Here is a 23,581-nt window from a genome sequence, read left to right as displayed (position 1 = left end):
GCACAAGTTTCGCTGGCGATATGAAAGCTTGGGCAGGCTCAAGCCGGGCTGTGTTCGGCAAGCTGCGCCGGACTCAGCTCGATCAAGGTTGGCCCGTGCGAGTAAAGCAATGCCGTTTCCACTGGGCGATCGGGGAAAATGGTGCCCAGCGCGGCGGCATAGCGGGCCATCTGCCGCTTATAGGCCGCGGGCACCGCATCCACGCTTCCCGGAATTGCAGCGCCAGTCTTGAAATCGATCACCACAATGCGCTCCGGCTCGATAAGAAGCCGGTCCACCGTACCCGCGATCACGCTTTCGCCGACAACCGCGGCGATCGGCGCTTCGGCCAGTGCGGTGGGTGCAAAGATGGCGGACCAGCGCGGATCGTCCAGCACGCGGGCCGCGCTTTCGTAAATCTCGCTGCGCTGTCTCTCTGCCAGCTCCGGCGCGCGGCGGGCGAGCCAGGCCAGCGCCAGTTCATGGCGCCGGTCAGGATCGGCGCTGGGAAGATGCTCGAACAGTCCGTGCAGCAACCGCCCGCGCTCTGCCGCAGCCCGGCGCTTCGGATCGGGCGGCGCGGCGGCGGCATCGTCCTCTCCGCTGCCAGATGGCGCAAGCGGGCGCGGCGGACGGCTTTCTTCCGGTGCAGGACTATGCAGCCAGGCGGGCAAGGGCGTGGGCGGCAGATCGTCCGTTGCAGACGGCCCTTTCTCCTTGGCGACATCGCTACCCGCGAAGCGCCGTACCGCACCCCAATCGGCATCCTCTTCCCATTCCAGCCCCATGCCGTCCATCGCGCGGTCGAGCGCGGCGTACCAGCTATGCTCGGGCACGTCTTTGGCGCGCACCCCCAGCGAACCGGCAAGCACCAGCCGCTCCTCCGCCCGCGTCAGCGCCACGTAAAGAAGCCGCCAATGCTCCTCCAGGTCACGCGCTTCGGCCATCGCAGCCGCTTCCGCGAGCCGCCCTGCCCGCTCCTCCTTTCGCAGCGCCAGAACCGGCAGGTCGGCATCGTCGAGCCGAAGGTCAAAACTGCGATCGGGTGTCTTCGTGGGATCCGCGGTCGTATCCGCCAGGATCACAAGCGGCGCCTGCAGTCCCTTGGAGCCATGTACCGTCATCACGCGAACCTCACCGCTCACCCCGGCTTGCTCGCGCTTCACATCGACATCGCCGCGATCGAACCAATCGAGGAAGCCCTGAATAGAAGCGTGATGGTTCGCCTCGAACAGGAAGGCGGCGTTGATCAGCTCCCCGATCGGATCGAGCGCCTCGCGCCCCAGGCGAGCAACGAGGCGGCGGCGACCATCGATCGGGCCGGACAGAATGTTCTCGAGAAACTCGTGCGGCGTTCCGAAATCCGCCCGCGCCAGAAGATCGCGTAGCGGCGCGATCCTGTCCGTCAGCTCCTCCTGCTCGCGCAGATGGCGCCAGAGCGTGCGGCCCCGCGCGCCCGGCCCACGCCAACCATAACGGAGCAGATCGTCCTGGCTCCAGCCGATCAGCGGCGATACCAGCAATTCGGCGAGGTTGAGATCGTCTTCCGGCTGCACAGCGAAACGGATTGCCGCAAGCAGGTCTTTCACCGCCAGTGGCTGACCAAGGCGCAGGCGATCGACGCCCGCCACCGGTACACCCTCCGCATAGAGCCGGGCGACCAGGAGAGACGCCAGCTCGGAGCGCCGCCGCACCAAAATCATGATATCGCCGGGCGCCAGCTTCTTGCCGGTGGTGGCGAGAACCGGTTCCTCTTTCAACCACTGCTTGATCTGCGCCGCCAGCTTGCGCGCATAAGCCAGCTTTTCTTCGGCCAGCCAGCTCTCCTCATCCTCCTCGGACTGCCCATCGTCGACGGGGCGGACGGGCCGCAGCAACAGAACCTCCCCCACATCCGGCTTCACCCCGATATGCGGAGCGACCGGCGACTCCAGACCAAAGGCTTGATGCCCGCGCTCACCAACCAGTGCATCGACCAGTTTCAGGATCGGCTCGGTCGAACGGAAGCTAGTGGCTAGGTCCAGCCGCGCCAGCTCGCGCGGCTCGTCGCGATTGGGATCAGTGGCAAGCTGCTCGATCCGTTGATGAAGCCGCTCGCGCGCGTCGCGATATTGCTCCGGATCGGTGCCCTGAAAACCGAAGATCGCCTGCTTGAAATCGCCAACGGTAAACACCGTGCGGAGCCGACCGCCCTGCGCGCCGACGCCGGTAAAGAAATCCTCGGTTACCGCTTCGATGATGTCCCACTGGGCGCGGTTAGTGTCCTGCGCCTCGTCCACCAGCACATGATCGATGCGCGCATCCAGTTTGAAGCGGATCCATTCGCCGATGCCGGGCTGGGCGAGCAGGCGTGCCGCGCGGCGAATGAGATCGTCAAAATCGACGACGGCGCGGCGACGCTTGGCCAGCGCATAGGCATCCGAATAGGCCCGCCCCGCCGCGAGCGCGCCAGCGTAAAGGGCGGCAAAGCGGGCAAGGCCGACCTGCGCGTGCAAATGCGCGCACCAGTCCAGCATCGCCTGCGCGTCTTCGGCATAACCGTCCGCCTTGGGCGCGCGCTTCGTCAGTTCGCCTTTCTGGGTGGCCCATACGCTGTTGAGATCGGCCAGTCTGGCCGCGCGGTCGGCAGCGTCAAGTGCCATCCAGGCATCGATTTTGGCGACATTCTCCGCGCCCGTCTTTGCCTTCCAATCCGCATTGTGCGCACGAATGCTGCGCAGCAAATTCTGATCGACGGCGGCACATTGGTTGGCAAGCCAGGCTTCCGGATCGCCCTCGATCTCGACCCCCGCGATGCGGCGCGCAAAGACTTCCGCGCCCTCCAGGCTGTAAGGAACCAGCGCCATCGCATCGGGCGCGGATGCACAGCGGATGAGGAAGCTCTCCGCCCCCTGTTCACCAAGACGTAGGCTCAGCTGCTGGATCGCATCGATCAGCCAGGCGCGCCCCTCACCCGCCGCATCGGACACCAGATCGGCCAGCACCTGACGGCGCAGCTGCAACTGATCGCGTTCTTCCAGCGGTGCGAAGCCCGGCACCAGACCGGCCTCTGCCGGGAAGGCGGCGAGCAGGGTCTGGCAGAAGCTGTGGATCGTCTGGATACGCAGGCCCCCGCCCGGCGCGTCGAGCACCTTGGCGAACAGTCGCCGCGCCCGCTCTTGATCCTCCGGCCCGAAGGGGGCGCCAATGGCTTTGAGGTCCGCGGCGAGCGGCTCGGGCTTCATCCGCACCCACGCGGCAAGGCGCGCATTGATGCGGTTCGCCATCTCCGCTGCACCCGCCTTAGTAAAGGTGAGGCAGAGCAGGTTTTCGGGAGCAGATCCTGCCAGCAGCAGTCGGAACACGCGCGCGGTGAGCACCTGCGTCTTGCCGGTGCCCGCCGATGCGCTCAGCCAGACATCGCGGTCCGGTGCCACCGCCTCGCGCTGATTGCCGCGCAGCGGATGGAGAAGGCCGTCCGTCACGAAGCGCCCCTTCCATACCATTCGTCGAGACGCATCAGATGGTCGTAATCGCCATAAGGCGAATATTCCGGGTGCAGCATCGCGGTAAAGGGCGCATCTCCCGTGAGCCAGGTTTCGACCGCCTCGCGCAGATGATGCGCGGCATGTGCGACGAAATCATCGGCCGTGATCGCATCGTCGCCGCGTCCGCCGATTGGCGTCTCGATATAGCCGAGCTCGCCCTTGCGCGCGCCGCTCGGTGCTTTGCCGAGCGACCAATATTCAAAGCCGCCTGCATGGCTGGACAGGCCCTCCACTCCGCCGCGCTCGACGATCAGGCCGGTCAGGCCCAGTTGCAGCGCATAGCCCGCGCGCACCTGCGATTTGCCGGGTGGTTTCCCGGTCTTGTAATCGACGATCACCAGCGATCCGTCGGCGCAGCGATCGATCCGGTCAACCCGCCCCTTCAGCGTCACGCCTTCATAATCGATACGCCCCTGTTTCTCGATCGCGGCGATCGCGCGGCCCTCATTGTCGCGCAGCCGCACGGTTTCTTCGGCTATCCAGTCGATGGCCTGCAGCAGACGCGGCTCCCACAAAGCCCGCATCAGCGGATGAGCCCCCTGACTGCCGAGTAGCGCGACGGCGCGTTCGTGCAGCTTGGCAGGATCGCAGCCATCCTCCTTGGCCCACAGCTCCAGGATGTCATGCACCGCCGTGCCGCGCCAGGCGGGCGTCGGGTCTGCATCGACCGGATCAAGGCGTCGCAGCCCCAGAATGCGGCCCGCGTAGAAAGCGAACGGGTCCGCCTTCAGTCGGTCAAGATCGGTGATGTTGAGCGGGACGCGCCGCTGGTCGGCAGACGGGCGCGGTTCGGGACGTTCAGTTGGTGTAACATTTTCCGGCTGATCGATCGACGCGGCGAGCGCCAAGGCCCGCTCATCCGATCGCAGATTGCTGCCCGCCATCGCCTGCAATCGGAGCAGGAAGCGCGAGGCGACGCCCGGCCCGCCCCGATCCCGCCGCGCGCGGCTCAGCACGACTTCGGGCGCGCCCATCAAGCCGGCAAGATCATGCGCGGCCAGCCCGATCGAGCGTTCCAACGCGGGCAGGCCCAGTTCGCGCCGGATCCGCGGGGCAAGCCATGGGTCGGGCTGCGGCAGCGTGGGCCAAGTGCCCTCGTTCAATCCGCCGCAGATGACGAGGTCCGCCTGCTGCAAACGCGCTTCCAACAAACCGTAGATGGCAACGCGCGGATGGCCACCATAGGCCGGGCGCACCGCAATGTCGGCCAGCAGGGTTTCGATCCAGGCCGGCAATTCTTCGGCCTCGGCAAGATCAGGACCGAACGCGGCACCGGTTTCCAGATCGGTCCAAAGTTCGGCCAGCATCCGGCCCTCTCGGCCGCGCCACACGCGATCTCCCGCGAGTGCTTCGCCCACCGTGCGCAAGGCTTCCAGGGCCGCGTTTACCGAGCGACCCGCCTGCCGCAGAGGAGCGAGCTGCGGCGCCAGTTCGGACCACCAGCCTTTCAGCTGTTTCCACTTCCCCGTATCCAGCCCACGCTCTTCATCATCCGCTATCCGCCGGTCGATCCGTTCAGCGATGCCGCCAAGACCGCCCGCCGATCGCGGGCCGCGCAGCAGCAAATCGAGCGTCCGGACCCGGTCCAGCCAGGCGAGCCGCTGCGCCTCGTCCGCATTACGGACGAGCGGATGCTTCAGCAGCGTGAGCAGCGCCACGGGCGCGGAATCCTGCGCAGCCGCCTCAGCGAGCGCCAGCATTAGCGTTCCCACCGGTTGTTCGGACAAGGGCCGCCCGGCGCTATCGTCCGCCTCGATCCCCCAACGCTTGAGATGGGCTGCGACCCGCCGTGCAAGTTCGCGATCGGGCGTGGCGAGCGCTGCCCGCTTGCCCGGTTCTTCCAGCGCTTCGCGGATCAGGATCGCTATCGCCTGCGCTTCGGCCGCACTGTCGGGCGCTTCGAGCACGCGTACACCCGCCAGGCTACGACGCTCGGATGGCAGATCGCGCCATTTCCCGGTCGCTTCAGGGGGCGCAAAGGCGTTGCTGATGGCGTGGGCACGGCGCGGCGACGCATCGCTTTCGCCCGAGCGGACCCAGCGCATCACCTCATCGCGGGCGATACCCATGCGATCGAGCAGAAGTTTCAGGTGGAATTGTGGATGGGTTTCCAGCGAAGGTTCGGGTGTCAGCCCTTCCTCACGCGGGGCGTGGGGGCCGATTTCGGCCCATTCCTCATCCGGCATCGCGATATCAAGATCGGGCAGCACCACCTGCCCGCGCTCCAGCTCGGCCACCGCGCGAAGAAGCCCTGCGACAGCCGGAGCCGCAGTGGTGACGCCTGCAGCAACCACGAAGCCGGGCGGCGGGCTTTCGCGCCAGCGTGCGGCGACACCGTCCAGCAGGCGATTACGCCGGTCGGCAACGTCGATGCGCCCGATGGAGCTAAGATGCCTCTGCCAATCGCCTGCCACATCGGCGAACAGCTTCAGCGAGCGGCGGTAATGATCGGCCAACTCTTCGGCGAGCGGCAGGGCATCCAGCGCAGCTGCGTCCTTGCGCTCGATCATCAGCTGATCGAGCGCGCGGGCGAATTGATCCGCAAGACGCAGCGCTTCAGGCGCGCTCACTCGCTCATCGTCGATGCGCATGCGCCGCTGGACGATGCGCGCGACGGCCAGCTTGCGTGTCAGCGGATCGACCGCGGGCGGCACATCTGCGCCGACCGGATCCAGCGCCAGCCCCAGCGATTCCCCGATATCGAGGTCCCCCACCGGCACCATACGCGGCAGCAGCAGGCCAGGCGCGGCGCGGCGAACGAACGCATCGGTAATCGCCCGCGCGGCGCGGTTGTTGGGCACCAGCACCATGCCGCCCGAAAGCCCGCGCTCTGCCTCGGCGAAACGGTCCAGCATTCCGGCCGCCAAGGCGTCGGCGAAACCGCGATGCGCCGGAATGGTGTAAACGGCTGGCTTGGCCCTACTGCCCATCGGCCCTTCGATCAGCCCCGCTCAGCCATTGGCAAACCAGGCTTCGGTCGGTTTGATGGCGGCGGGCGTGCCGATGTCGAACCACTCGCCGTCAAAGATGCTGCCGTAAAGACGGCCCGCCTCGATCGCCCTGTCCCAGAAGCGGTTGGTGCTGAATGCCTCGCCGTCCGGGCCTTCGACCAGAGATTTTGCCATCAACTGCACGCCGGTGAAGATGAACGGCGCGACCTTGCGCTCCATACGCCGCGAAATGCGGCCCGCGCCATCCAGGTGGAAGTCGCCGCTGCCGCCATGATGATGCGCCCGAGCATGCGGCACCAGCAACAGCAGCGCGTCCATGCGCTCACCGTCCCATTCCTCGGCCAGCTGAACGAGCGCCGAGCGCGGCCCATCGACCCAGATATTGTCGCTGTTCACGCAGTAAAAAGGATCGGACGCGATCTGCGGCAGGGCCTTTACGAGGCCGCCGCCGGTTTCCAATAGCTTCTCTCGTTCGTCCGAGACCGTATAGTCCATACCGAACGGAGCCGTCTGGACATGGCCCTCCAGCGCGTCGGCGAGATAATGGACGTTGACCACCACATGCGAGACGCCTGCCCTGGCCAGATGCTCCAGCGTATGATCGATCAGCGGCCGCCCGGCGACGCGCACCAGCGGTTTCGGCGTGCTGGCGGTAAGCGGGCGCATGCGCTTGCCCAGCCCCGCAGCCATCACCATCGCGCCCGTTACCTTTTTGGAGGCTTCGCTTGCCATCTCAGCTTTCCGATCCGGCGGCGACCAGTTCGGAGCGGCGGTCTTCGGGCACATTATCGTCGAACCACTGGCGCATCGGATCCAGCGCGGGATGCGCGAGATCGCGCTCCAACAGTTTCCACATGCGCGGCAAAAAGCCGAGATAGCGCGGTTTGCCGTCGCGGCGCCATAAACGCGTGAAAATCCCGATGATCTTGGCGTTACGCTGCGCACCGAGCAGGGCGTAATGCGTGCGGAAATCCTCGCCCTCGCCCGTCAGCTCGCAATAGCGATCCAACATGCGCGCCTCCAGCTCCTCGGAAACATCGCGGCGCGCATCCTGCAGCAACGAGACGAGGTCATAGGCCGGATGACCAGCGAGCGCATCCTGGAAATCCAGAAGCCCCAGCCGATCCTCACCGATCAACATGATGTTTTCGGCATGATAATCACGCAGCACCGTCACCGGCTTTTCCTGCGCGGCAATTACCGGCGCCAGCAGCTGACGCCACAGCGCATCATAGCCTTCCCGGTCCACCTTCAAATGAGCGGCGGGCGCGAACCATTCCGGCAGAAGCGCAGTCTCTTCCAGATATTTGGCTTCGTCATAGGCCGGCACATTGGCGGGCGGCACATCGCGCAGGGCAATCAATTCGTCGATTGCCTGCTCGTAAATGGCCGCCTCTTCCTCGGGATGATAGGCAAGATGCTCGCGCATCCGGCGATTGCCCAGGTCCTCCAGCAGGACGAGGCCGCGTGTCAGATCGCTGGCGATAATCTTTGGCGCGCGAAAACCGTGGCCTGTAAGATAATCGGCGATGGCAACGAACGGCGCCGGATCCTCGTGCGGCGGAGGCGCGTCCATCAGGACGCCGCGGTTGCCTGCTTCGTCCTCCACACGGAAATAGCGCCGGAAGCTGGCATCGCCGGCTAGCGGTTCGATGCGAGCGCCGGTCCAGCCGGCAGAGCTGAGGAAATGCGGAGCGCCTGCGGGCGGGGTCATCGCGGTGGCCATCGGCCTTCCCAACTACGCGCCGCGTCCACTGTCAACCGCCGAGCAGCGCTGCCATCACGATCGATGCGGATGTGGAGCGCATCGGCAACAAAGCGCGGGTCCGCACGCTCAGGCCATTCCACGATCAGCGCGCCGTAGGAGCGCGCTTCATCCAGGCCGAGCTCTTCCAGTGCCGCAGGATCGTCTAGCCGATAGAGATCGACATGCGATATGGGCAGGCGCACCGCAGGCGGGTCATAAGGGTGAACCAGCGCGTAGCTGGGGCTGGCCACTTCGCCATGATGACCGAGCCCCTGCAGGATACCGCGTGCAAGAACCGTCTTGCCCGCCCCCAGATCGCCGGACAGCGCGATGAGGTCTCCCCGCCGAAGCTGACCTGCCAGGCTGCGTCCCAGCATGAGCATTTCCGCCTCGTCCGAAATGTTCATCTTCCTGGTCACAAGCGTGGCAGTTCGATGGTGATCATGGTGCCCTCGCCTTCCTGCGATATCAGCTCCAGCGTTCCGCCATGCGCCTCCACCAGCTGCCGTGCAAAGGGCAGGCCGAGCCCGCCCGAACCGGCGGCGGCGTCTGCCTCCAGCCGGTTGAGCGCACGCGCCTGCGCTTTGGCATCCATGCCCGGTCCGTTGTCCGAAATGACGATGCGCGCACTGTGCTGGCTGCCGTCCGCGAAAACGAGCACGGCGGCATCGGTGCCAGCATAAGCGAGCGCGTTGCCCAGAACGTGATCGAGCGCCTGACGCAGGCGGCGCTGATCGGCCGGCACCGTGCCTGCACTGCCCCGGATATCCAGCCGCAGATCGATCCCTGCCGCCAGCGCATCGGCGCGATGGTCCTTCGTCAGCGCACCGAGCAGGTCCGCGATTTTCAACGGCCGCTTGTCGATCGGCAGCGCCCCGGCCTCGCCCTGGCTGAGGTCCAGCACGGTGTTGATCTGGCCCGACAACCGCTCGACCGACTGCAGGATCGCGCCGACATATTCCTTTGCCTGCTCGCCCAATTCGCCCGCAAGACCGGCGGCGAGCATCTCAGCGAACCCCTGGATCGACGTGAGCGGCGTGCGGAATTCATAGCTCATATTGGCAAGGAAACGCCCCTTGATCGCATCCGCCTCGGTCAGCGCCTCGTTGCGTTCGCGCAGCGCCCGCTCGATGCGATGGCTGTCCGAAATGTCGAGCATCGCGAAAAGCGCGTTGCCGTCCGGCAGCGGCAGCGTCGAAAAGCGGAAATAGCGTCCGTCGGAAAACTCCAGCGCGCCATCCCGCCGCGCCCGCCGCTCGGTCGCCGCGCGAACCGTCTCGCGCATCACCGCGGCCTTCGACGGATCGACCAGGCGGCGTGCCAGCGAAGCGATCAGCTTGTCGATATGCGGATGCCCGGCGAGCGCCTTTTCGTCCGTCTCCCATATCTCGGCAAAGCGCTCATTCCAAAGATTGAGGCTTCCATCGGACCCGAACACGGCGATGCCTTCGAACAGATTGTTGAGCGTTGCCGTACGCACCCGCAGCAGCGTATCGCGCGAGCTGGCGAGCCGCGCCTGTTCGGTACGGTCCTCAAAAATAAGCAACAGCCCGGCGTCGGGCGTGGGCTGGGCGAGCACGCGCAGATGTGTGTTGTCCGGCAACAGCCAGTTTTCCTGCACCGGCTCGGCCGACTGGAACCAGCTTTGCCGCTCGCTGCGCCAGGCTCCGAAATCGCGGACCTCGGGAGAACGTCCGGCATCACGCATTCTGTCCAGCACGCGGGCGAAATCAGGCTGGTCGGCCAGCCATTCCTCATCCATGCCGAACATCCGTCGGAACGGCAGATTGGCGAACACCGCGCTGCCGTCGCCGTCGAACTGGACGACGCCGGAGCTCATGGCGTCCAGCATGTCGCGCTGCGCGGAAACGAAACTGCGATGCTTGGCCCGCGCTTCGGCAAGCTCCTGCATTTCGATCGCATAGCCTGCCACGCCGACATCGCCGATCGGCACGTCGACCACCATCATGTGGCGCCGATCGCCCTCGATCGTGACCGCGAGCTCGCGCGTAATGGTGTTGCCCTTGTCCATGGCTTCCTGCGCGACTGCGGCGGGCGAACGCCCTTCCACCGTCTCGATCAGTTCGGCGCTGGCCGCCACTACATCTTCGGCGGACGCCCCCCCGACAGCCTGCACGAATGCATCGTTCACCAGCATCAGCGAGCCGTCCGGCGCGCGGTGCCACATCGGCAGCGGCGCCGCCTCGATCAGGCCGGACAGAGCATGGAATGCACGCCGGGCAGCGTCCGCTTCGGCGGCTAGCCGCGCCTGATCGCGATGGGATTCGGAACGGTCGAAAAACCACAGAAGCGCTGCGCCATTCGGATAGATCTGACTGTCGGCGAGCGCTCCCTTGATTCCCAGCGCCCGGTCGCTGCCTTCTACCGCGAAGCTTGCCTCGAAGGATTTGCCGGTGCGCTGGACGAGGCCGACCTGCTTGGACAGTCGCTCGACATCCTCGGGCGCGAAGCCGCCGGGACCAGCTTCGGTCGAAAGGTCGGAAAGATGGCCGATCTTTCTCTCGATCCCGAGCCATCCGAGCAGCCGATCCGGCGTATCGACCTTGCCGTCCAGGCGAACGATCAGCGGAATGGCGGGTGCGGTCTCGATCAGGCGGCCCAGCCGTGCGGTCTGGCGCAGGCTTTCTTCGGCGCGCCGCCGCATGGCCATGCCGGTCCACACAGCCCAGGCACCGCCGAGCAACCACGCCCCCAGGACGATGCCGACCGCCGCCATCGAGAATGCATCGCTCATCCTTGCCGGGCTAGGCGAAGCGCTGCGCAGGTCAAGAGGGATGCGCAGGCATTGCACCCGCTCAAGCTCCTAAACCGGTTTCTTGATGCGCAGCCCAAACGCGAAAGAGCCGCAGGCGATGGGCCTGCGGCTCCTCATGTTCGCTCGGCAAATCTCGCCGCAAGATACGGCGAGGATCGTCCGATCAGTAGCGGTAATGCTCGGGCTTGAACGGGCCTTCCTGCTCGACGCCGATATATTTCGCCTGCGCCTCGGTCAGCTTGGTGAGGTTCACGTTCAGCTTCTCAAGGTGCAGCGCGGCCACTTCCTCGTCGAGATGCTTCGGTAGCACATAGACGTCGTTCTCATATTCGCCGGTCTTGTGCTTGGTGAACAGCTCGATCTGCGCCAGCACCTGGTTGGTGAAGCTCGCGCTCATCACGAAGCTGGGGTGGCCGGTCGCGTTGCCGAGGTTGAGTAGGCGACCCTTGGACAGAAGAATGATCCGCTTGCCGTCCGGGAATTCGACCATGTCGACCTGCGGCTTGATCTCGGTCCACTTCATGTTTTCCAGGGCACCGACCTGGATTTCGTTATCGAAGTGGCCGATGTTTCCGACGATCGCCATGTCCTTCATGCCGCGCATGTGCTCGATAGTGATGACGTCCTTGTTGCCCGTCGTCGTGACGAAGATGTCAGCGCGCTTCACGCCTTCTTCCATGGTGACGACCTCGAAACCGTCCATCGCCGCCTGCAGGGCGCAGATCGGATCGATCTCGGTCACGAGCACGCGGGCGCCGGCGCCGCGCAGAGAGGCAGCAGAGCCCTTGCCGACATCGCCGTAACCCGCGACGCAAGCCAGCTTGCCGGCCATCATCACGTCGGTACCGCGGCGGATGCCGTCGACCAGCGATTCCTTGCAGCCATATTTATTGTCGAACTTCGACTTGGTGACGGAATCGTTCACGTTGATGGCCGGGAAAGGCAGCTTTCCTGCCTTTGACAGCTCATAAAGGCGGTGGACGCCCGTGGTGGTCTCTTCGGAAACGCCGCGGATCGCCTCGACCGTCTTGGTGAGATAGCCCGGCTTTTTCTCGATGAATTCCTTGAGGGCGCGCTGCATTTCACGCTCTTCCTTATTTTCCGGCGCGTCCATGCTCTCGCCCGCTTCCATGCGCGCGCCCCACAGCGCGAACATCGTGGCATCGCCGCCATCGTCCAGGATCATGTTGCAGGGCTCATCGCCCCAATCGAAAATACGTGCGACATAGTCCCAATATTCGCCGAGTGTTTCGCCCTTTACAGCGAACACGGGGATACCCTGATCGGCGATCGCGGCGGCGGCGTGGTCCTGCGTGGAATAGATGTTACAGGTGGTCCAGCGCACATCCGCGCCGAGCGCGACCAGCGTCTCGATCAGAACGGCGGTCTGGATCGTCATGTGCAGCGAACCGGCGATCTTCGCGCCCTTCAGCGGCTTGTCCGATCCGTAACGCTCACGCAAAGCCATCAGGCCGGGCATTTCGGTTTCGGCGATGGCGATTTCCTTGCGGCCGTAATCGGCCTGCGAAAGATCTGCGACGATATAATCCTGAGCGGCGGTTGCCATGATATGTCTCCTGGAGAGGCGTGATTCGCGGCCGTGCGGGGCGCGCACAGCCGATATGGTGCGCTCCATAACGGCTGTGCAGGCAAATATAAAGAAAACTTTATATGTGGGTGAGCGGCGGCCCGATCAGGCCGCGCCGAAGCCGCTCGACAGCATGGCGGGGTCAATGCCCGCGCTCCGATAGGCCGCGCTCCAGACATGCTCGGGCCCTTCGCCGAAGAGCACATCAGTATCGCAATCGGCAAGCAGCCAACCGGGCCGGGTCATCTCCTCCTCCAGCTGCCCGGCATCCCAGCCGCTATAGCCTAAAGCGAGACGCCAGTTTTCCGGTCCCCTGCCCTCTGCAATGTCCGTAAGAATGCTGAGACTGGACGTCAGGCCCCAACGGCCAGCAACATCCACTGTATCGCTGCGCTGATAATCCAGGCTGTGGATCACGAAGCCGCGTTCGGTCTGTACCGGCCCGCCTTGTAGCAGTGGCTGCCCTTCTGCCGGCCCGGCGGCCTCCAGATCGAGCTGGCGAAACACTTCGGCGGCGCTCACGCCATCCACCGTGCGGCCCAGATCGATTCCGAGCGCCCCCTCTTCATCGTGCATGCACATGGCGATCACCGCGCGTTCAAAGCGCGGATCGCCCATGCCCGGCATGGCAAGCAGGCAGCGGCCAGTGAAGTAGATGGGTTGAGTCATAGCAGTTCAACATAGGGGCCGTAGCGCAAGCGTCCAGCTTGCGGCGGGCATTGCGGGGATGAAAGTTTCGCGCCAAGGACCATATGCAACGCTCCCTAGAGTCCCGAGAAAGGAAACAGGCATGTCCATCAAGGAAGGCGATACCCTCCCCAAGACCCAGTTCATCACCATGACCGATGACGGCCCGCAGCCGGTCGATTTCGATCAGTTCTTCAAGGGCCGCAAGGTCGCGCTCTTCTCCGTGCCCGGCGCCTACACGCCCACCTGCTCGGCGCGTCATCTGCCCGGCTTCGTCGACAAGGCGGACGAGCTGAAGGCCAAGGGCATCGATGAAATTGCCGTCACTGCCGTGAACGACGCCTTTGTGCTCGGCAAGTGGACCGAAGATGCCAAGGACATCACACCGCTCGCCGACGGCAATGGCGAGTTCGTGAAGGCGCTGGATCTTACGATGGACGGCACCGGCTATGGCATGGGCACGCGTGGCCAGCGTTTCTCCATGATCGTGGACGACGGTGTCGTGACAAAACTGAATGTCGAGCAGCCCGGCGATTTCCGCGTCAGCTCTGCCGATCACATGCTCGAGCAGCTATAAGCGAGGGAGGTTCGAGCCATTACTCCGGAAAAGATCATCGAGGAATTGCGACGGCGCTATGAAAGCGCCGTCGCGAACCTGCGCGCCGACCTGATCGCCTATATCAAGGACGGTACCGCGCCCTCACCTTCTGCACGGGCCGAGGGGCGTTACGCCTATCCCGAGCTCACCATCCGCTATGAAGGTGAAAAGCGGGATCGACATCGCACCACATCCTTCGGGCGGCTGGTGAGCGCAGGTAGCTATGCCAGCAGCATAACCCGGCCCGATCTGTTCGAGGATTATCTGACCGAGCAGCTGAAACTGCTCGATGCGCAATATGAGATCGAAGCCGATATCGGCGTTAGCTCTCAAGAAATTCCCTATCCCTATGTGCTGGACGCAGGCAGCGGGCTGGAACTGGGCGGCGTTGCGTCGCTGGAACTGGCGCGCCATTTTCCGACCACGGATCTTGCCGATATCGGAGATGAAGCCGCAGACGGCCTCTTTGTGGCAGCGCTTGGCAAACCGTCGCCGCTCGCATTGTTCGATGCCCTGCGCACCGACTTCTCGCTCGCGCGTCTGCGCCACTATACGGGCACCGCGCCGGAACATTTCCAGCGTTACGTGCTGTTCACGAACTATCACCGCTATATCGACGAATTCGTCAGCTGGGGCTGTGAGCAGGTCGGTAAGGGACGGTTCAGCGCGCTGGCGGGTGCTGGCGGGCTGTTGATCGACCAGTCGCATGATGCACCGGGCGATCTTGTTGCCGACAGCACCTGGCGCAAGCACCAGATGCCCGCCTACCACCTGATCGGGGAAGACCGCAGCGGCATCAGCCTGGTCAATATCGGCGTCGGCCCGTCCAACGCGAAGACGATTACCGATCATCTGGCCGTTCTGCGGCCCGAGGCATTCCTCATGATCGGCCATTGCGGCGGCCTGCGTCCCTCGCAGCGGATCGGTGACTTCGTGCTGGCCCACGCCTATCTGCGTGATGACCATATTCTGGACGATGTGCTGCCCACCGAAATTCCGATCCCGGCCATTGCCGAGGTGCAACAGGCACTGGCTGAGGCGGCAGAGGAAACGCTGGAGATTGACCGGGACCAGTTGAAGCGCCGGATGCGCACCGGCACTGTCGTGACCACCGATGACCGCAACTGGGAGCTGCGCTTCTCGGCCAGTGCATTGCGTTTTTCGCAGAGCCGCGCGGTCGCGATCGACATGGAATCGGCCACCATCGCCGCGCAGGGATATCGCTTCCGCGTACCCTATGGCACGCTGCTATGCGTTTCGGACAAGCCGCTGCACGGCGAAATCAAGCTGCCGGGCCAAGCCAACCGCTTCTACGAAGAGTCGGTTTCGGCCCATCTCCAGATCGGGATTGCAACCTGCGACAAGCTGCGCGCAACCGGAGCGCAGCTGCACAGCCGTAAGCTGCGTGCCTTCAACGAGCCGCCGTTCCGCTAGGGTCTCGGGCAATCTCGCCACTTTTTCGCAGGTGCGTCATCGACTTGTTGTCGTTTGGAAACAAGTCGCGCGCTCGTGCATTGATTGAGCGAGATTGAACGAACAGGAGACCAAATATGGTAGACGCGAAGAGCACCACGACCACTCCCCCGGCCAAGAAGTCGACCACCGAGAAGGCGAGCGACGGCATCAAGTCTGCTGGCAAGAAAGTGTCCGACAGCAGCAAGGCGGCCGGTAAGAAGGTCGGCGAGTCGGCAAAGTCGGCATCGGAGTCGGTCAAGGCCGGCGCTCAGAAGACGAGCGAAACCGTGAAGGCCAACCCCGGCAAGACCGCAGCCGTCGTAGGCGGCGTGGCAGCGGCAGCTGCGGCGGCAGTGGTCGGTACGAAGGTCTACAAGGACAAGAAAAAGAAGGACGCCGCGCGCGCCGAGGTCGACAAGGTCGGCATGCCGGAAATGCGCAGCGGCTCGACCAAGGTCAATCACGACAAAAAGTGATCGACCGATCTTATAAAGAAAAAGGGCGCCGCGACGGCGCCCTTTTTTGTTCGGTGACTGAAAATTGAGCGTGTAACGGCGCGCGGTTCACCAACCGCAGCTACGGCCCTTGTTCTGTTTTTTCAGCCAGGACTGAAGCGGCGCGAAATATTCCAGCATTGCCTTGCCGGACATTTCACGGCTGCCCGTGAATTTCTCCAGCGCATCGGGCCAAGGGCGCGAGGCGCCCATTTCCAGCATTGCGTTCAGCTTCTCGCCGACTTCCTTGTTGCCGTAGAAGCTGCAACGGTGGAGCGGCCCCTTCCATCCGGCGGCGTCGCAAGCAGCCTTGTAGAACTGGAACTGCAGGATGCGCGCCAGGAAGTAACGCATATAGGGTGTAGTCGCCGGGATGTGATATTTCGCGCCCGGATCGAAATCCGCCTCGGTCCGCTGCACCGGCGGGGTGACGCCCTGATATTCCAAGCGCAGATCATCCCAGCCCTTTTGCAGGCCATCGCTGGGGATCGAACCGTCGAACACGCCCCAGCGCCATTTATCGACCAGCAGGCCGAAGGGCAGGAACGCCACCTTGTCCATCGCCTGACGCAGCAGCAGGCCTATATCCTTGTCCGCGCTCGGCACCTGCGATTTGTCGAGCAGGCCGATCTGGGTCAGATACTCCGGCGTAATCGACAGCGCGATCATGTCCCCGATCGCTTCATGAAAGCCATCGTTCGCGCCGTTGAGATAGAGGAAGGGCTGCTTGTTGTAGGCGCGCTGGTAGAAGTTATGGCCCAGCTCATGGTGGATGGTGACGAAGTCATCCGCGTTCACCTTGATGCACATCTTGATTCGCAGGTCGTCGACATTGTCGAGATCCCATGCCGAAGCATGGCACACCACTTCGCGGTCGCGCGGCTTGGTGAACAGCGAACGGTCCCAGAAAGTTTGCGGCAGCGGCTCAAAGCCGAGCGAGGTGAAAAAGCCCTCGCCGGTCTTCACCATCTTCAGCGCATCGTAATCCTTCGCCTCGAGCAGTTCGGTGACATCATAGCCAAGATCGCCAGCACCTTCGGGCGCCACGACGTCGTAGATATTGCCCCATTCCTGCGCCCACATATTGCCGAGCAGGTCGGACCGGATCGGGCCGGTGGCGGGCTGCACCTCGTCGCCATATTTCTCGTTCAGCTTGGTGCGGACATAACAATGCAGCTCGTCATAAAGCGGCTTTACGTCATTCCACATCTTGTCGGTCAGCGCGGTAAAGTCTTCCGGCGGCATGTCATAAGCAGAGCGCCACATCGATCCGACATCGCTATAGCCCAGTTCCGTCGCGCCCTGATTGGCGATGGCAACCATGCGGATGTAATCGTCGCGCATCGGCGCACCCACATTGGTGTTCCAGCTGGTCCACATCTCTTTCAGATCGGCAGGGTTGCGGTTGGTCCCCATAGCCGCTTCGATGTCGCTACCGTTAATCGGCTCACCGTTCAGCGTGCCCTTGCCTTTGCCATATTGGGACTGGAGCGATGTAGAGATGGTATTCAACTCCGCCGCTGCACCCGGCGTGGTCGGCGCCGGAAGTACGATGCCGCCACGCAGCGTATCGAGCTTGCGCTTGGTATCGTAATCGAGGCCCGGCACATCGGCAAAGCGCGCAGCGTCGTTCGCGAAGCCGACCGACATTTCGGTCCCGATGGTGCCGAAATAGGCCGCCAGCGCATCGGTGTCGTCCGTGATATAGGTCGCGTTGGTCCAGGCGGCCTGCGCTGCCGGAAGCGAGAATTCGGCAAGCTTCGTTTCCGCCGTTTCCACGAACGCCTCCGCCTCGGCCTTGCTCGGCACGACAGCATCTGCATCCGGCGCAGGGGCCTCGCTGGTGGTCGATCCATTATTGCCGCCGCGGCCCACGGCCTGCGCATAAGCCGGGGCTGCCGCGGCCAGGCTGGCGGCGGCCAGCGCTACGAACGAAATGCTGCGATGAAATCTGGTCACGGGAAATACTCTCCTGGATGGCGCATTGGCTGCGCTGTCTTCGATGCGCCGGACCGTGCCGCCTGCCGGTTGGGCCGTCAAGCCGCCAGAAAGCGCGCCATCGCCTCGCCAAGCTCCGGCTTGGTTACGCAGGACATATGCGTTCCGGGAATCCAGTCGAGCGTGGCATTGGGCAACTGCTCGGCCAGCGCCTCGGGCGAGCCGTTGTCGCGATCATCGCGGCCGCACAGTACCTGCACCGGCGTGTCGATATTGCTGAAGTCTTCGATCGCAGCCTCAGGAATCGAGGCGAGAAGATGCCCCATCGCACCGCGATCGATCTTCTGGGTCTTCATGAACTGGATCGCCATCCAGTGCGGATCGCCGCGCTTGGCTGTCTCATAGGCTGCCAGCGCGTCCACGAAAAAGGTGCGCCGCTTGCCCCAGCCCGAAAGGCCTTCCATGCCCATGCCCGAGAGAATGGCCTTGCCCGGCTTCAATCCCTTGCCGAGCAACCGCGCCGTCGTGCGCGCGCCAAGCGAGAAACCGCCGAGATCGAAGTCTTCGAGGCCGTAATGCGCAATCAGATGCTCGGTATCGCGCACCAGCACGTCTTCGGGATAGGCTTCCGCTTCGGGTGGCGCGGCGCTTTCGCCATGGGCGCGAAAGTCCGGCATGATCACGCGGAAACCTTCGGCCGCCACCTTTTCGGCATGGCCGAAGCGAATCCAGTTGGTCTGCGCTTCAGAGAACAGGCCGTGCAACAGCATAACCGGCCGCCCCTCCCCCATGATATGGACGGCAAGCTCGGTGCCGTCGAAGGAGGGCACGGTTTCTTTGGTGGCGGTCTTGGTCATGCCAGAAGACCTAACCAGCGGCGGCGATGAAATCCACCGCGCCGCTGGAAAAGTGCGTCTTTTGGCTGTGGCTGCCCTCGGCGTGACCGAGCTGCCCCAGTCTCAGGCCTTTTGCAGGTGCTTCTGACCGAGCAGTTCGGCGATCTGGACCGCGTTCAGCGCGGCGCCTTTTCGCAGATTGTCGGAGACGCACCACAGCGACAGGCCATTATCCACGGTCGAGTCCTCGCGGACACGGCTGATATAGGTCGCGCCGTCGCCCACGCATTCCACCGGCGTGACATAGCCGCCGTCTTCCTGCTTATCGACGAGCATGATGCCCGGCGCCTCACGCAGGATATCGCGTGCTTGCTCCGCCGTAATCTCATCCTCGAACTCAATGTTCACCGCCTCGGAATGGCCGACGAACACGGGCACGCGCACGCAAGTTGCGCTCATCTTGATTTTGGGATCGAGAATCTTCTTGGTCTCGACCACCATCTTCCACTCTTCCTTGGTCGAGCCGTCTTCCAGGAAGACGTCGATATGCGGAATGACGTTGAAAGCGATCTGCTTGGTGAAGACGTTCTGGCTCTTCTCGTCATTGACGAAAATCGCGCGGGTCTGTTCGAACAGCTCGTCCATGCCCGCCTTGCCCGCACCGGAAACCGACTGATAGGTCGCCACCACCACGCGCTTGATCTTCGCGGCATCGTGCAGCGGCTTCAACGCCACCACGAGCTGCGCGGTCGAGCAATTTGGGTTGGCGATGATATTGCGCGCCTTGTACCCGTCGATCGCGTCGCCATTCACTTCCGGCACGATCAGCGGCACGTCCGGGTCCATGCGATAGAGCGAGCTGTTGTCGATCACGACGCAGCCGGCGGCGGCAGCCTTCGGCGCATAGGTCTTGGAGGCGCCCGATCCAGCAGAGAAGAGGGCGATGTCCCATCCGGCGAAATCGAAATGCTCGATATTCTTCACCTTCAGCATCTTGCCGGTTTCGCCGAACTCGACCTCGCTGCCCACCGAGCGCGAGCTGGCGACGGCGGCGATCTCGTCGATCGGGAATTCCCGCTCGGCCAGAATGTTCATCATTTCCCGGCCGACATTTCCCGTCGCGCCGACCACGGCCACCCGATAACCCACTTTTCATCTCCTTCTCGTCCGGCGAGCGCATGCCGGAGAACCTGCTGCATAGCAACAAAGTGGTACGTGCACGGCCAAAAGCAACGCTTTGGCAAACGGATGCTGCGCTAAGCGATCAGACCAAACCGGCGAGATGCGCCGCAAGCACCAGCGCGGCAAGGATCGCGCCCGCCGCACCTGCTATCGATATCCAGGTCTCACCCGCACCGCGCCGCACCGCGAGTATGTTGACCAGCGCAAACACCGTCAGAAAAACGAAGCTCGCCGCCTTTACCAGCGGATCGAGCCCGCCGAATAGCGCCAGCAGCGCCGCCACTCCGGCGATAAGCACCGTCGCGAACCAGGGCACGCCATCGGCAAGCGTTTTGTTGAAGACGCCGGGCATGCCGCCCTCCTCCGCCGCGCGCTTGCCGAGCCGTGCGGTCGAGAAAATGGTCGCATTGATGGCGGACGCGGTCGAGAGCACTGCGGCAATCGTTACGGCGATGAAGCCCGGCGTTCCCGCCGCCGCGCGGCCCGCAATGGCGAGCGAGATTTCCTTGTTCTTGATGATGGCATCCGCGCCGATCAGCATCGCCGTGCCGAGCGCGACCAGAATGTAAACCAGGATCACCGAAGCGACCGCCCAGATCATCGCCCGTTCCACGTTCCGATCGGGATCTTCCATCTCGTCATAATCATAGGCGAGAAGCTGAAAGCCCTCATAGGCCATAAACACACTGGCCGCTCCGACAACCGCACCGAGGATATGCGACTGATGCGACGCCGCCCCCGCACTGGCGGCCAACTGGTCCGGCGCCCACTGTAAAAGGCCGATCCCTGCGAGCGCCAGCAGGATGGCGAGTTTCGCCCAAACCGCGAAAATCTCCACGCCCGCGCTTTCCTTCACGCCGATCAGATTGACGCCCGCCAGGATCGCGATGGCGGCGACGGCGGAGGCTGGCTTCAGCCACTCCGGCCCACCCAGCGCATCGGCGAGATAGGCGCCGAAAGTGTAGGCATAGACCGCAACCGTCAGCGTATAACCGATAAAGAGCATCCACACGGCAACCTTCGCCGCGCTCTGATGGTCGCGCTCATGCAAATAGGCAAACGCCCCGCCCGCGCTGCCATGATGGCGGGTAAGCCTGCCATAGCTATGCGCGGTGGCGAGTGCGATCAGACCGCCGATCAGAAAGCTCGCCCAGGCCCATGAACCAGCAACGGCAATGACCACGCCGAGGGTGGAGAAGATGCCCCCACCGATCATGCCGCCCACTGCCATCGACCAGGAGGCGTTCAGGCTGAGCTTATGAGGCTTGCTGTCGCTTTCAGATGCCATCGGCTCACGCTCCGTCCTTGCGCAGCATTGCCGATCATCGGTTAAGCTGGGATATGTTAAACAACCATGCGGCGCGTTGGTTCGCCCTTCATTCCGCGTTGGGGTATATTCCCGGTCGGCGGTGCCGGGCAGCGCCGCCGGGATTTAGCTTCAGAGCCGAATTCGTGCGTCGCTATTGCGCCGCGCCCTCTTCCTTCGGTCCAACCCCGCGGCGATCGAGGAAGTTCAGGATCGTGTGCCACACATGCGGGCTGATCTTCGGTCCGCCGACGCTGTGCGTCTGGCCGGGATAGAACATCATCTCGAACGGCGTGTCGCTGCCCTGCAACTTCGCAGCGAGCTGGGTGGCGTTCTGGAACACGACATTATCGTCCGCCATGCCGTGGATGAGCAGGAGCGGATCGCCGATCTTTTCCGCATTGGCCAGCGCTCCGGCGCGCTCATAATTATCGCCCTCGCTCGGCATGCCCATATAGCGTTCGGTATAATGCGTGTCGTATAGCGTCCAATCGGTCACCGGCGCCCCGGATACGCCCGCGGCGTAGAAACCGGGCGCGGCCTCGAGCAGCTTCAACGTCAAATAGCCGCCATAGGACCAGCCGTAGATCGAGACGCGCTCGGGATCGACGAAGGGCTGTTCCTTCAGCCAGCGCGCGCCCGTCAGCTGGTCTTCCACCTCCACTGTGCCCATCTTCTTGTAGAGCTGGTCCTCGAACGCCTTGCCGCGGTCCGGCGAACCGCGCCCGTCGATCGAGAACACAATCCATCCCTGATCGACCAGATATTCCTGCAAGGGACTTACCCAGTCCCGCTTGACCTGCCGTCCCGCGCCGGGGCCGTTATAATGCTGCACGAACACGGGATATTTCTTCCCAGGCTCGCGCTTGGGGCTCATCATCTTGTAATAGAGCGTGCTGCCGTCCTCTGCCTTCAGCGTGCCGAATTCGGGCACGACGTGGCTGGCGAGGTAAGGCGCGTAAGGGTGCGAGGCATCCAGCTTGTTCTCGCTGATCCAGAAGCTGCGCTTGCCATCGGCATCCGCCAGATAGGTTTGCGGCGGCTGGGTGGGGCTGGAACGCGTCACCAGCATGGCGCGGGCCTTGCCGTCCATGTTCGCGCCGTTCCACCAGCCTTCTTCGGTCAGGCGTTCCACCTTGCCCTTGCCGTCGAGGCGCGTGCGATAGACATGGTTTTCCAACGGCGTTTCGCGATTGCCGGTGAACCAGACGAGGCCCTTGTCCTCATCCAGCCCGATGACCGAACCGACCACCCAATCGCCGCTCGTCAGCTGCGTCCACTTGCCGTCTTTCCAACGGTAGAGATGGTTGTAGCCGGTTCGCTCCGAAGACCACAGCAGGCTGCCGTCCTTCAGCGCACGGAAATTGCTCGAGAGGTTGGTGAAGCGCGGCTGCTCCTCGGAAAACAGCACCTCGCTGGCGCCCGTCGCCGGGTCCACTTTCAGCAGATCGATCTCGGTTTGCGGCCGGTTCTGGCGCTGCACATACAGCGTCTTGCCATCCGGCGCCCAGTTTACGCGCGCCAGATAGATGTCGGAATTGGCCCCCATGTCGACCTTCACACGGTCGCTGCCGTCCGGGTTCATGACGTAAAGATCGACGATCGCATTGGGTGTGCCGGCGGCCGGATAGCGCTGATCATACACCTCGGTCCCGTCCGCGCCGATGGCCGCGCGGGTAACCACTCCGACGGGGCGGTTATCGACCCGCGCCACCGCGATCCGGTTGTCGTTCGGCGCCCACCACTGGCCGGTGTCGCGGTCCATTTCCTCCTGCGCCACGAACTCGGCGACGCCCCATTCGACATCGGCTGGTTCTTCCGGCGTGATGGCGTTAGCAGTGCTCGCGTCCATCGGCTGCACCATCAACCGCCCGTCCCGCACGAAGCTGAGATAGCCGCCGCCGGGGCTCAGCGTCGGGTTGAGCTCGCCCTCCGGCGTATCGGTCAGGCGGCGCACCTCGCCGTCGCGGCCCGCGAGGTAAAGATCGCCGTCGAGCGGCACCAGGATCGACTGTGCGTCGGGCGACCACTCGTAGGACACGATGCCCTTCAGGCTGCCGATGCGCGCACGTTCGCGCTGCATCTTTTCGGCCTCGCTCAGCGCCGCGCCGGAGCCGACCTTTTCACTGTCGACCAGCATGCGGCTCTCGCCCGTATCCAGGTCGATGGCCCACAGATCGTAACGTTCCTTCTCATCCTCGCGGTTCTTCAGCAGCGTCACCATGGATCCGTCGGGCGCCAGCTTGAGGCCGCGCGGCATCGGCCCGCTGAGCGACGGACTGCCGAAGATGCGCTCCAGCGTCAGCGGCTGCTGCTGAACGGAGACTTGCGGCATCGGCTGGGTATCCGTGGTCTGGGCGGTGGCAGGGATGGAGACGGTAAGGCTGGTGGCAGCAAGAAGTGCCAGAACGGCGGTGCGCTTCATGAACGGTCCCGGAGACAAAGGAAAAGGGCGCACGGATCGCTCCGTACGCCCTTCATGCTAGCAGCCGCGCGTTGCCGCGCAAGGCTGGCTTG

Annotated in this window: 16 protein-coding genes; 3 read left to right on the top strand and 13 right to left on the bottom strand. The window is 63.8% G+C overall.

All coding sequences use genetic code 11. The annotated features are described in order from the left end of the window. Positions 1-38 precede the first annotated feature (38 nt). The 8 genes from addA to I6A82_RS09170 form a co-directional block, all read right to left on the bottom strand. Positions 39-3,443 carry a double-strand break repair helicase AddA gene (gene addA / locus I6A82_RS09205; protein WP_332310955.1) on the bottom strand — a complete coding sequence of 1,135 codons (3,405 nt, stop codon included), beginning with the start codon at positions 3,441-3,443 and terminating at the stop codon, positions 39-41. Then, positions 3,440-6,436 carry a double-strand break repair protein AddB gene (gene addB, locus I6A82_RS09200; protein WP_198094618.1) on the bottom strand — a complete coding sequence of 999 codons (2,997 nt, stop codon included), beginning with the start codon at positions 6,434-6,436 and terminating at the stop codon, positions 3,440-3,442. The genes addA and addB overlap by 4 nt, the downstream gene beginning before the upstream one ends. A 21-nt stretch (positions 6,437-6,457) precedes the next feature. After that, positions 6,458-7,189 carry a nucleotidyltransferase family protein gene (locus I6A82_RS09195; protein WP_232343383.1) on the bottom strand — a complete coding sequence of 244 codons (732 nt, stop codon included), beginning with the start codon at positions 7,187-7,189 and terminating at the stop codon, positions 6,458-6,460. Position 7,190: 1 nt separating this feature from the next. After that, positions 7,191-8,171 (bottom strand): aminoglycoside phosphotransferase family protein, encoded by a 981-nt coding sequence (locus I6A82_RS09190; RefSeq protein WP_198095569.1) that lies wholly within the window; start codon positions 8,169-8,171, stop codon positions 7,191-7,193. Further along, complete coding sequence (tsaE, locus tag I6A82_RS09185) at positions 8,168-8,611, bottom strand: tRNA (adenosine(37)-N6)-threonylcarbamoyltransferase complex ATPase subunit type 1 TsaE (protein ID WP_198095568.1); 444 nt, start codon at positions 8,609-8,611, stop codon at positions 8,168-8,170. Before tsaE ends, I6A82_RS09190 begins: the two co-directional genes overlap by 4 nt. Positions 8,612-8,619: 8 nt before the next feature. Further along, a complete protein-coding gene (locus I6A82_RS09180) occupies positions 8,620-10,959 on the bottom strand; it encodes a sensor histidine kinase (protein ID WP_198094617.1) in 2,340 nt (779 codons plus the stop codon). A 184-nt stretch (positions 10,960-11,143) separates the two neighbouring features. Further along, the gene (ahcY, locus tag I6A82_RS09175) at positions 11,144-12,547 is read right to left on the bottom strand and encodes an adenosylhomocysteinase (protein ID WP_198094616.1); all 1,404 of its coding nucleotides are present in this window, start codon (positions 12,545-12,547) and stop codon (positions 11,144-11,146) included. A 126-nt stretch (positions 12,548-12,673) separates the two neighbouring features. Then, positions 12,674-13,237: a YqgE/AlgH family protein gene (locus I6A82_RS09170; RefSeq protein WP_198094615.1), complete on the bottom strand. Its 564-nt coding sequence runs from the start codon at positions 13,235-13,237 to the stop codon at positions 12,674-12,676. A 121-nt stretch (positions 13,238-13,358) separates the two neighbouring features. Between I6A82_RS09170 and I6A82_RS09165 the strand changes: the two genes are divergently transcribed. The 3 genes from I6A82_RS09165 (at position 13,359) to I6A82_RS09155 (ending at position 15,784) form a co-directional block, all read left to right on the top strand. Continuing rightward, a complete protein-coding gene (locus I6A82_RS09165) occupies positions 13,359-13,832 on the top strand; it encodes a peroxiredoxin (RefSeq protein WP_198094614.1) in 474 nt (157 codons plus the stop codon). An 18-nt stretch (positions 13,833-13,850) separates the two neighbouring features. Further along, entirely contained in the window at positions 13,851-15,287 is a 1,437-nt protein-coding gene (locus I6A82_RS09160; RefSeq protein ID WP_198095567.1) for an AMP nucleosidase, read from the top strand. A 116-nt stretch (positions 15,288-15,403) separates the two neighbouring features. Further along, positions 15,404-15,784, top strand: a complete 381-nt coding sequence (locus I6A82_RS09155; RefSeq protein ID WP_198094613.1) for a hypothetical protein — start codon at positions 15,404-15,406, stop codon at positions 15,782-15,784. An 87-nt stretch (positions 15,785-15,871) separates the two neighbouring features. Here I6A82_RS09155 and I6A82_RS09150 read toward each other — a convergent pair whose 3' ends face one another. From I6A82_RS09150 to I6A82_RS09130, 5 genes are all read right to left on the bottom strand, one after another. Then, positions 15,872-17,761, bottom strand: coding sequence for a M2 family metallopeptidase (locus I6A82_RS09150; RefSeq protein ID WP_332310954.1), 1,890 nt, complete (start codon positions 17,759-17,761; stop codon positions 15,872-15,874). 77 nt (positions 17,762-17,838) lie between these two features. Continuing rightward, a complete protein-coding gene (locus tag I6A82_RS09145; RefSeq protein WP_198094612.1) occupies positions 17,839-18,597 on the bottom strand; it encodes an alpha/beta fold hydrolase in 759 nt (252 codons plus the stop codon). 102 nt (positions 18,598-18,699) lie between these two features. Beyond that, on the bottom strand, positions 18,700-19,725 hold the full coding sequence (locus tag I6A82_RS09140) for an aspartate-semialdehyde dehydrogenase (RefSeq protein ID WP_198094611.1): 1,026 nt from the start codon (positions 19,723-19,725) through the stop codon (positions 18,700-18,702). Positions 19,726-19,840: 115 nt separating this feature from the next. After that, a complete protein-coding gene (locus I6A82_RS09135) occupies positions 19,841-21,046 on the bottom strand; it encodes an APC family permease (protein WP_198094610.1) in 1,206 nt (401 codons plus the stop codon). A 172-nt stretch (positions 21,047-21,218) separates the two neighbouring features. Further along, positions 21,219-23,489: a S9 family peptidase gene (locus tag I6A82_RS09130; RefSeq protein ID WP_198094609.1), complete on the bottom strand. Its 2,271-nt coding sequence runs from the start codon at positions 23,487-23,489 to the stop codon at positions 21,219-21,221. Positions 23,490-23,581: the final 92 nt, after the last annotated feature.

This window comes from Novosphingopyxis sp. YJ-S2-01 (genome assembly GCF_016093175.1).
In the GTDB taxonomy this organism is placed as follows: Bacteria; Pseudomonadota; Alphaproteobacteria; order Sphingomonadales; family Sphingomonadaceae; genus Novosphingopyxis; species Novosphingopyxis iocasae.
This window is presented reverse-complemented; position numbering and strand designations above follow the sequence as displayed.

Excerpts from the sequence above, each read along its gene's own strand:
- I6A82_RS09135 (WP_198094610.1), bottom strand. The coding sequence starts at position 21,046 with ATGGCATCTGAAAGCGACAGCAAGCCTCATAAGCTCAGCCTGAACGCC.
- ahcY (WP_198094616.1), bottom strand. The coding sequence starts at position 12,547 with ATGGCAACCGCCGCTCAGGATTATATCGTCGCAGATCTTTCGCAGGCC.
- I6A82_RS09155 (WP_198094613.1), top strand. The coding sequence starts at position 15,404 with ATGGTAGACGCGAAGAGCACCACGACCACTCCCCCGGCCAAGAAGTCG.
- addB (WP_198094618.1), bottom strand. The coding sequence starts at position 6,436 with ATGGGCAGTAGGGCCAAGCCAGCCGTTTACACCATTCCGGCGCATCGC.
- I6A82_RS09180 (WP_198094617.1), bottom strand. The coding sequence starts at position 10,959 with ATGAGCGATGCATTCTCGATGGCGGCGGTCGGCATCGTCCTGGGGGCG.
- I6A82_RS09170 (WP_198094615.1), bottom strand. The coding sequence starts at position 13,237 with ATGACTCAACCCATCTACTTCACTGGCCGCTGCCTGCTTGCCATGCCG.
- I6A82_RS09190 (WP_198095569.1), bottom strand. The coding sequence starts at position 8,171 with ATGACCCCGCCCGCAGGCGCTCCGCATTTCCTCAGCTCTGCCGGCTGG.
- I6A82_RS09145 (WP_198094612.1), bottom strand. The coding sequence starts at position 18,597 with ATGACCAAGACCGCCACCAAAGAAACCGTGCCCTCCTTCGACGGCACC.
- I6A82_RS09195 (WP_232343383.1), bottom strand. The coding sequence starts at position 7,189 with ATGGCAAGCGAAGCCTCCAAAAAGGTAACGGGCGCGATGGTGATGGCT.
- tsaE (WP_198095568.1), bottom strand. The coding sequence starts at position 8,611 with ATGAACATTTCGGACGAGGCGGAAATGCTCATGCTGGGACGCAGCCTG.
- I6A82_RS09130 (WP_198094609.1), bottom strand. The coding sequence starts at position 23,489 with ATGAAGCGCACCGCCGTTCTGGCACTTCTTGCTGCCACCAGCCTTACC.
- I6A82_RS09165 (WP_198094614.1), top strand. The coding sequence starts at position 13,359 with ATGTCCATCAAGGAAGGCGATACCCTCCCCAAGACCCAGTTCATCACC.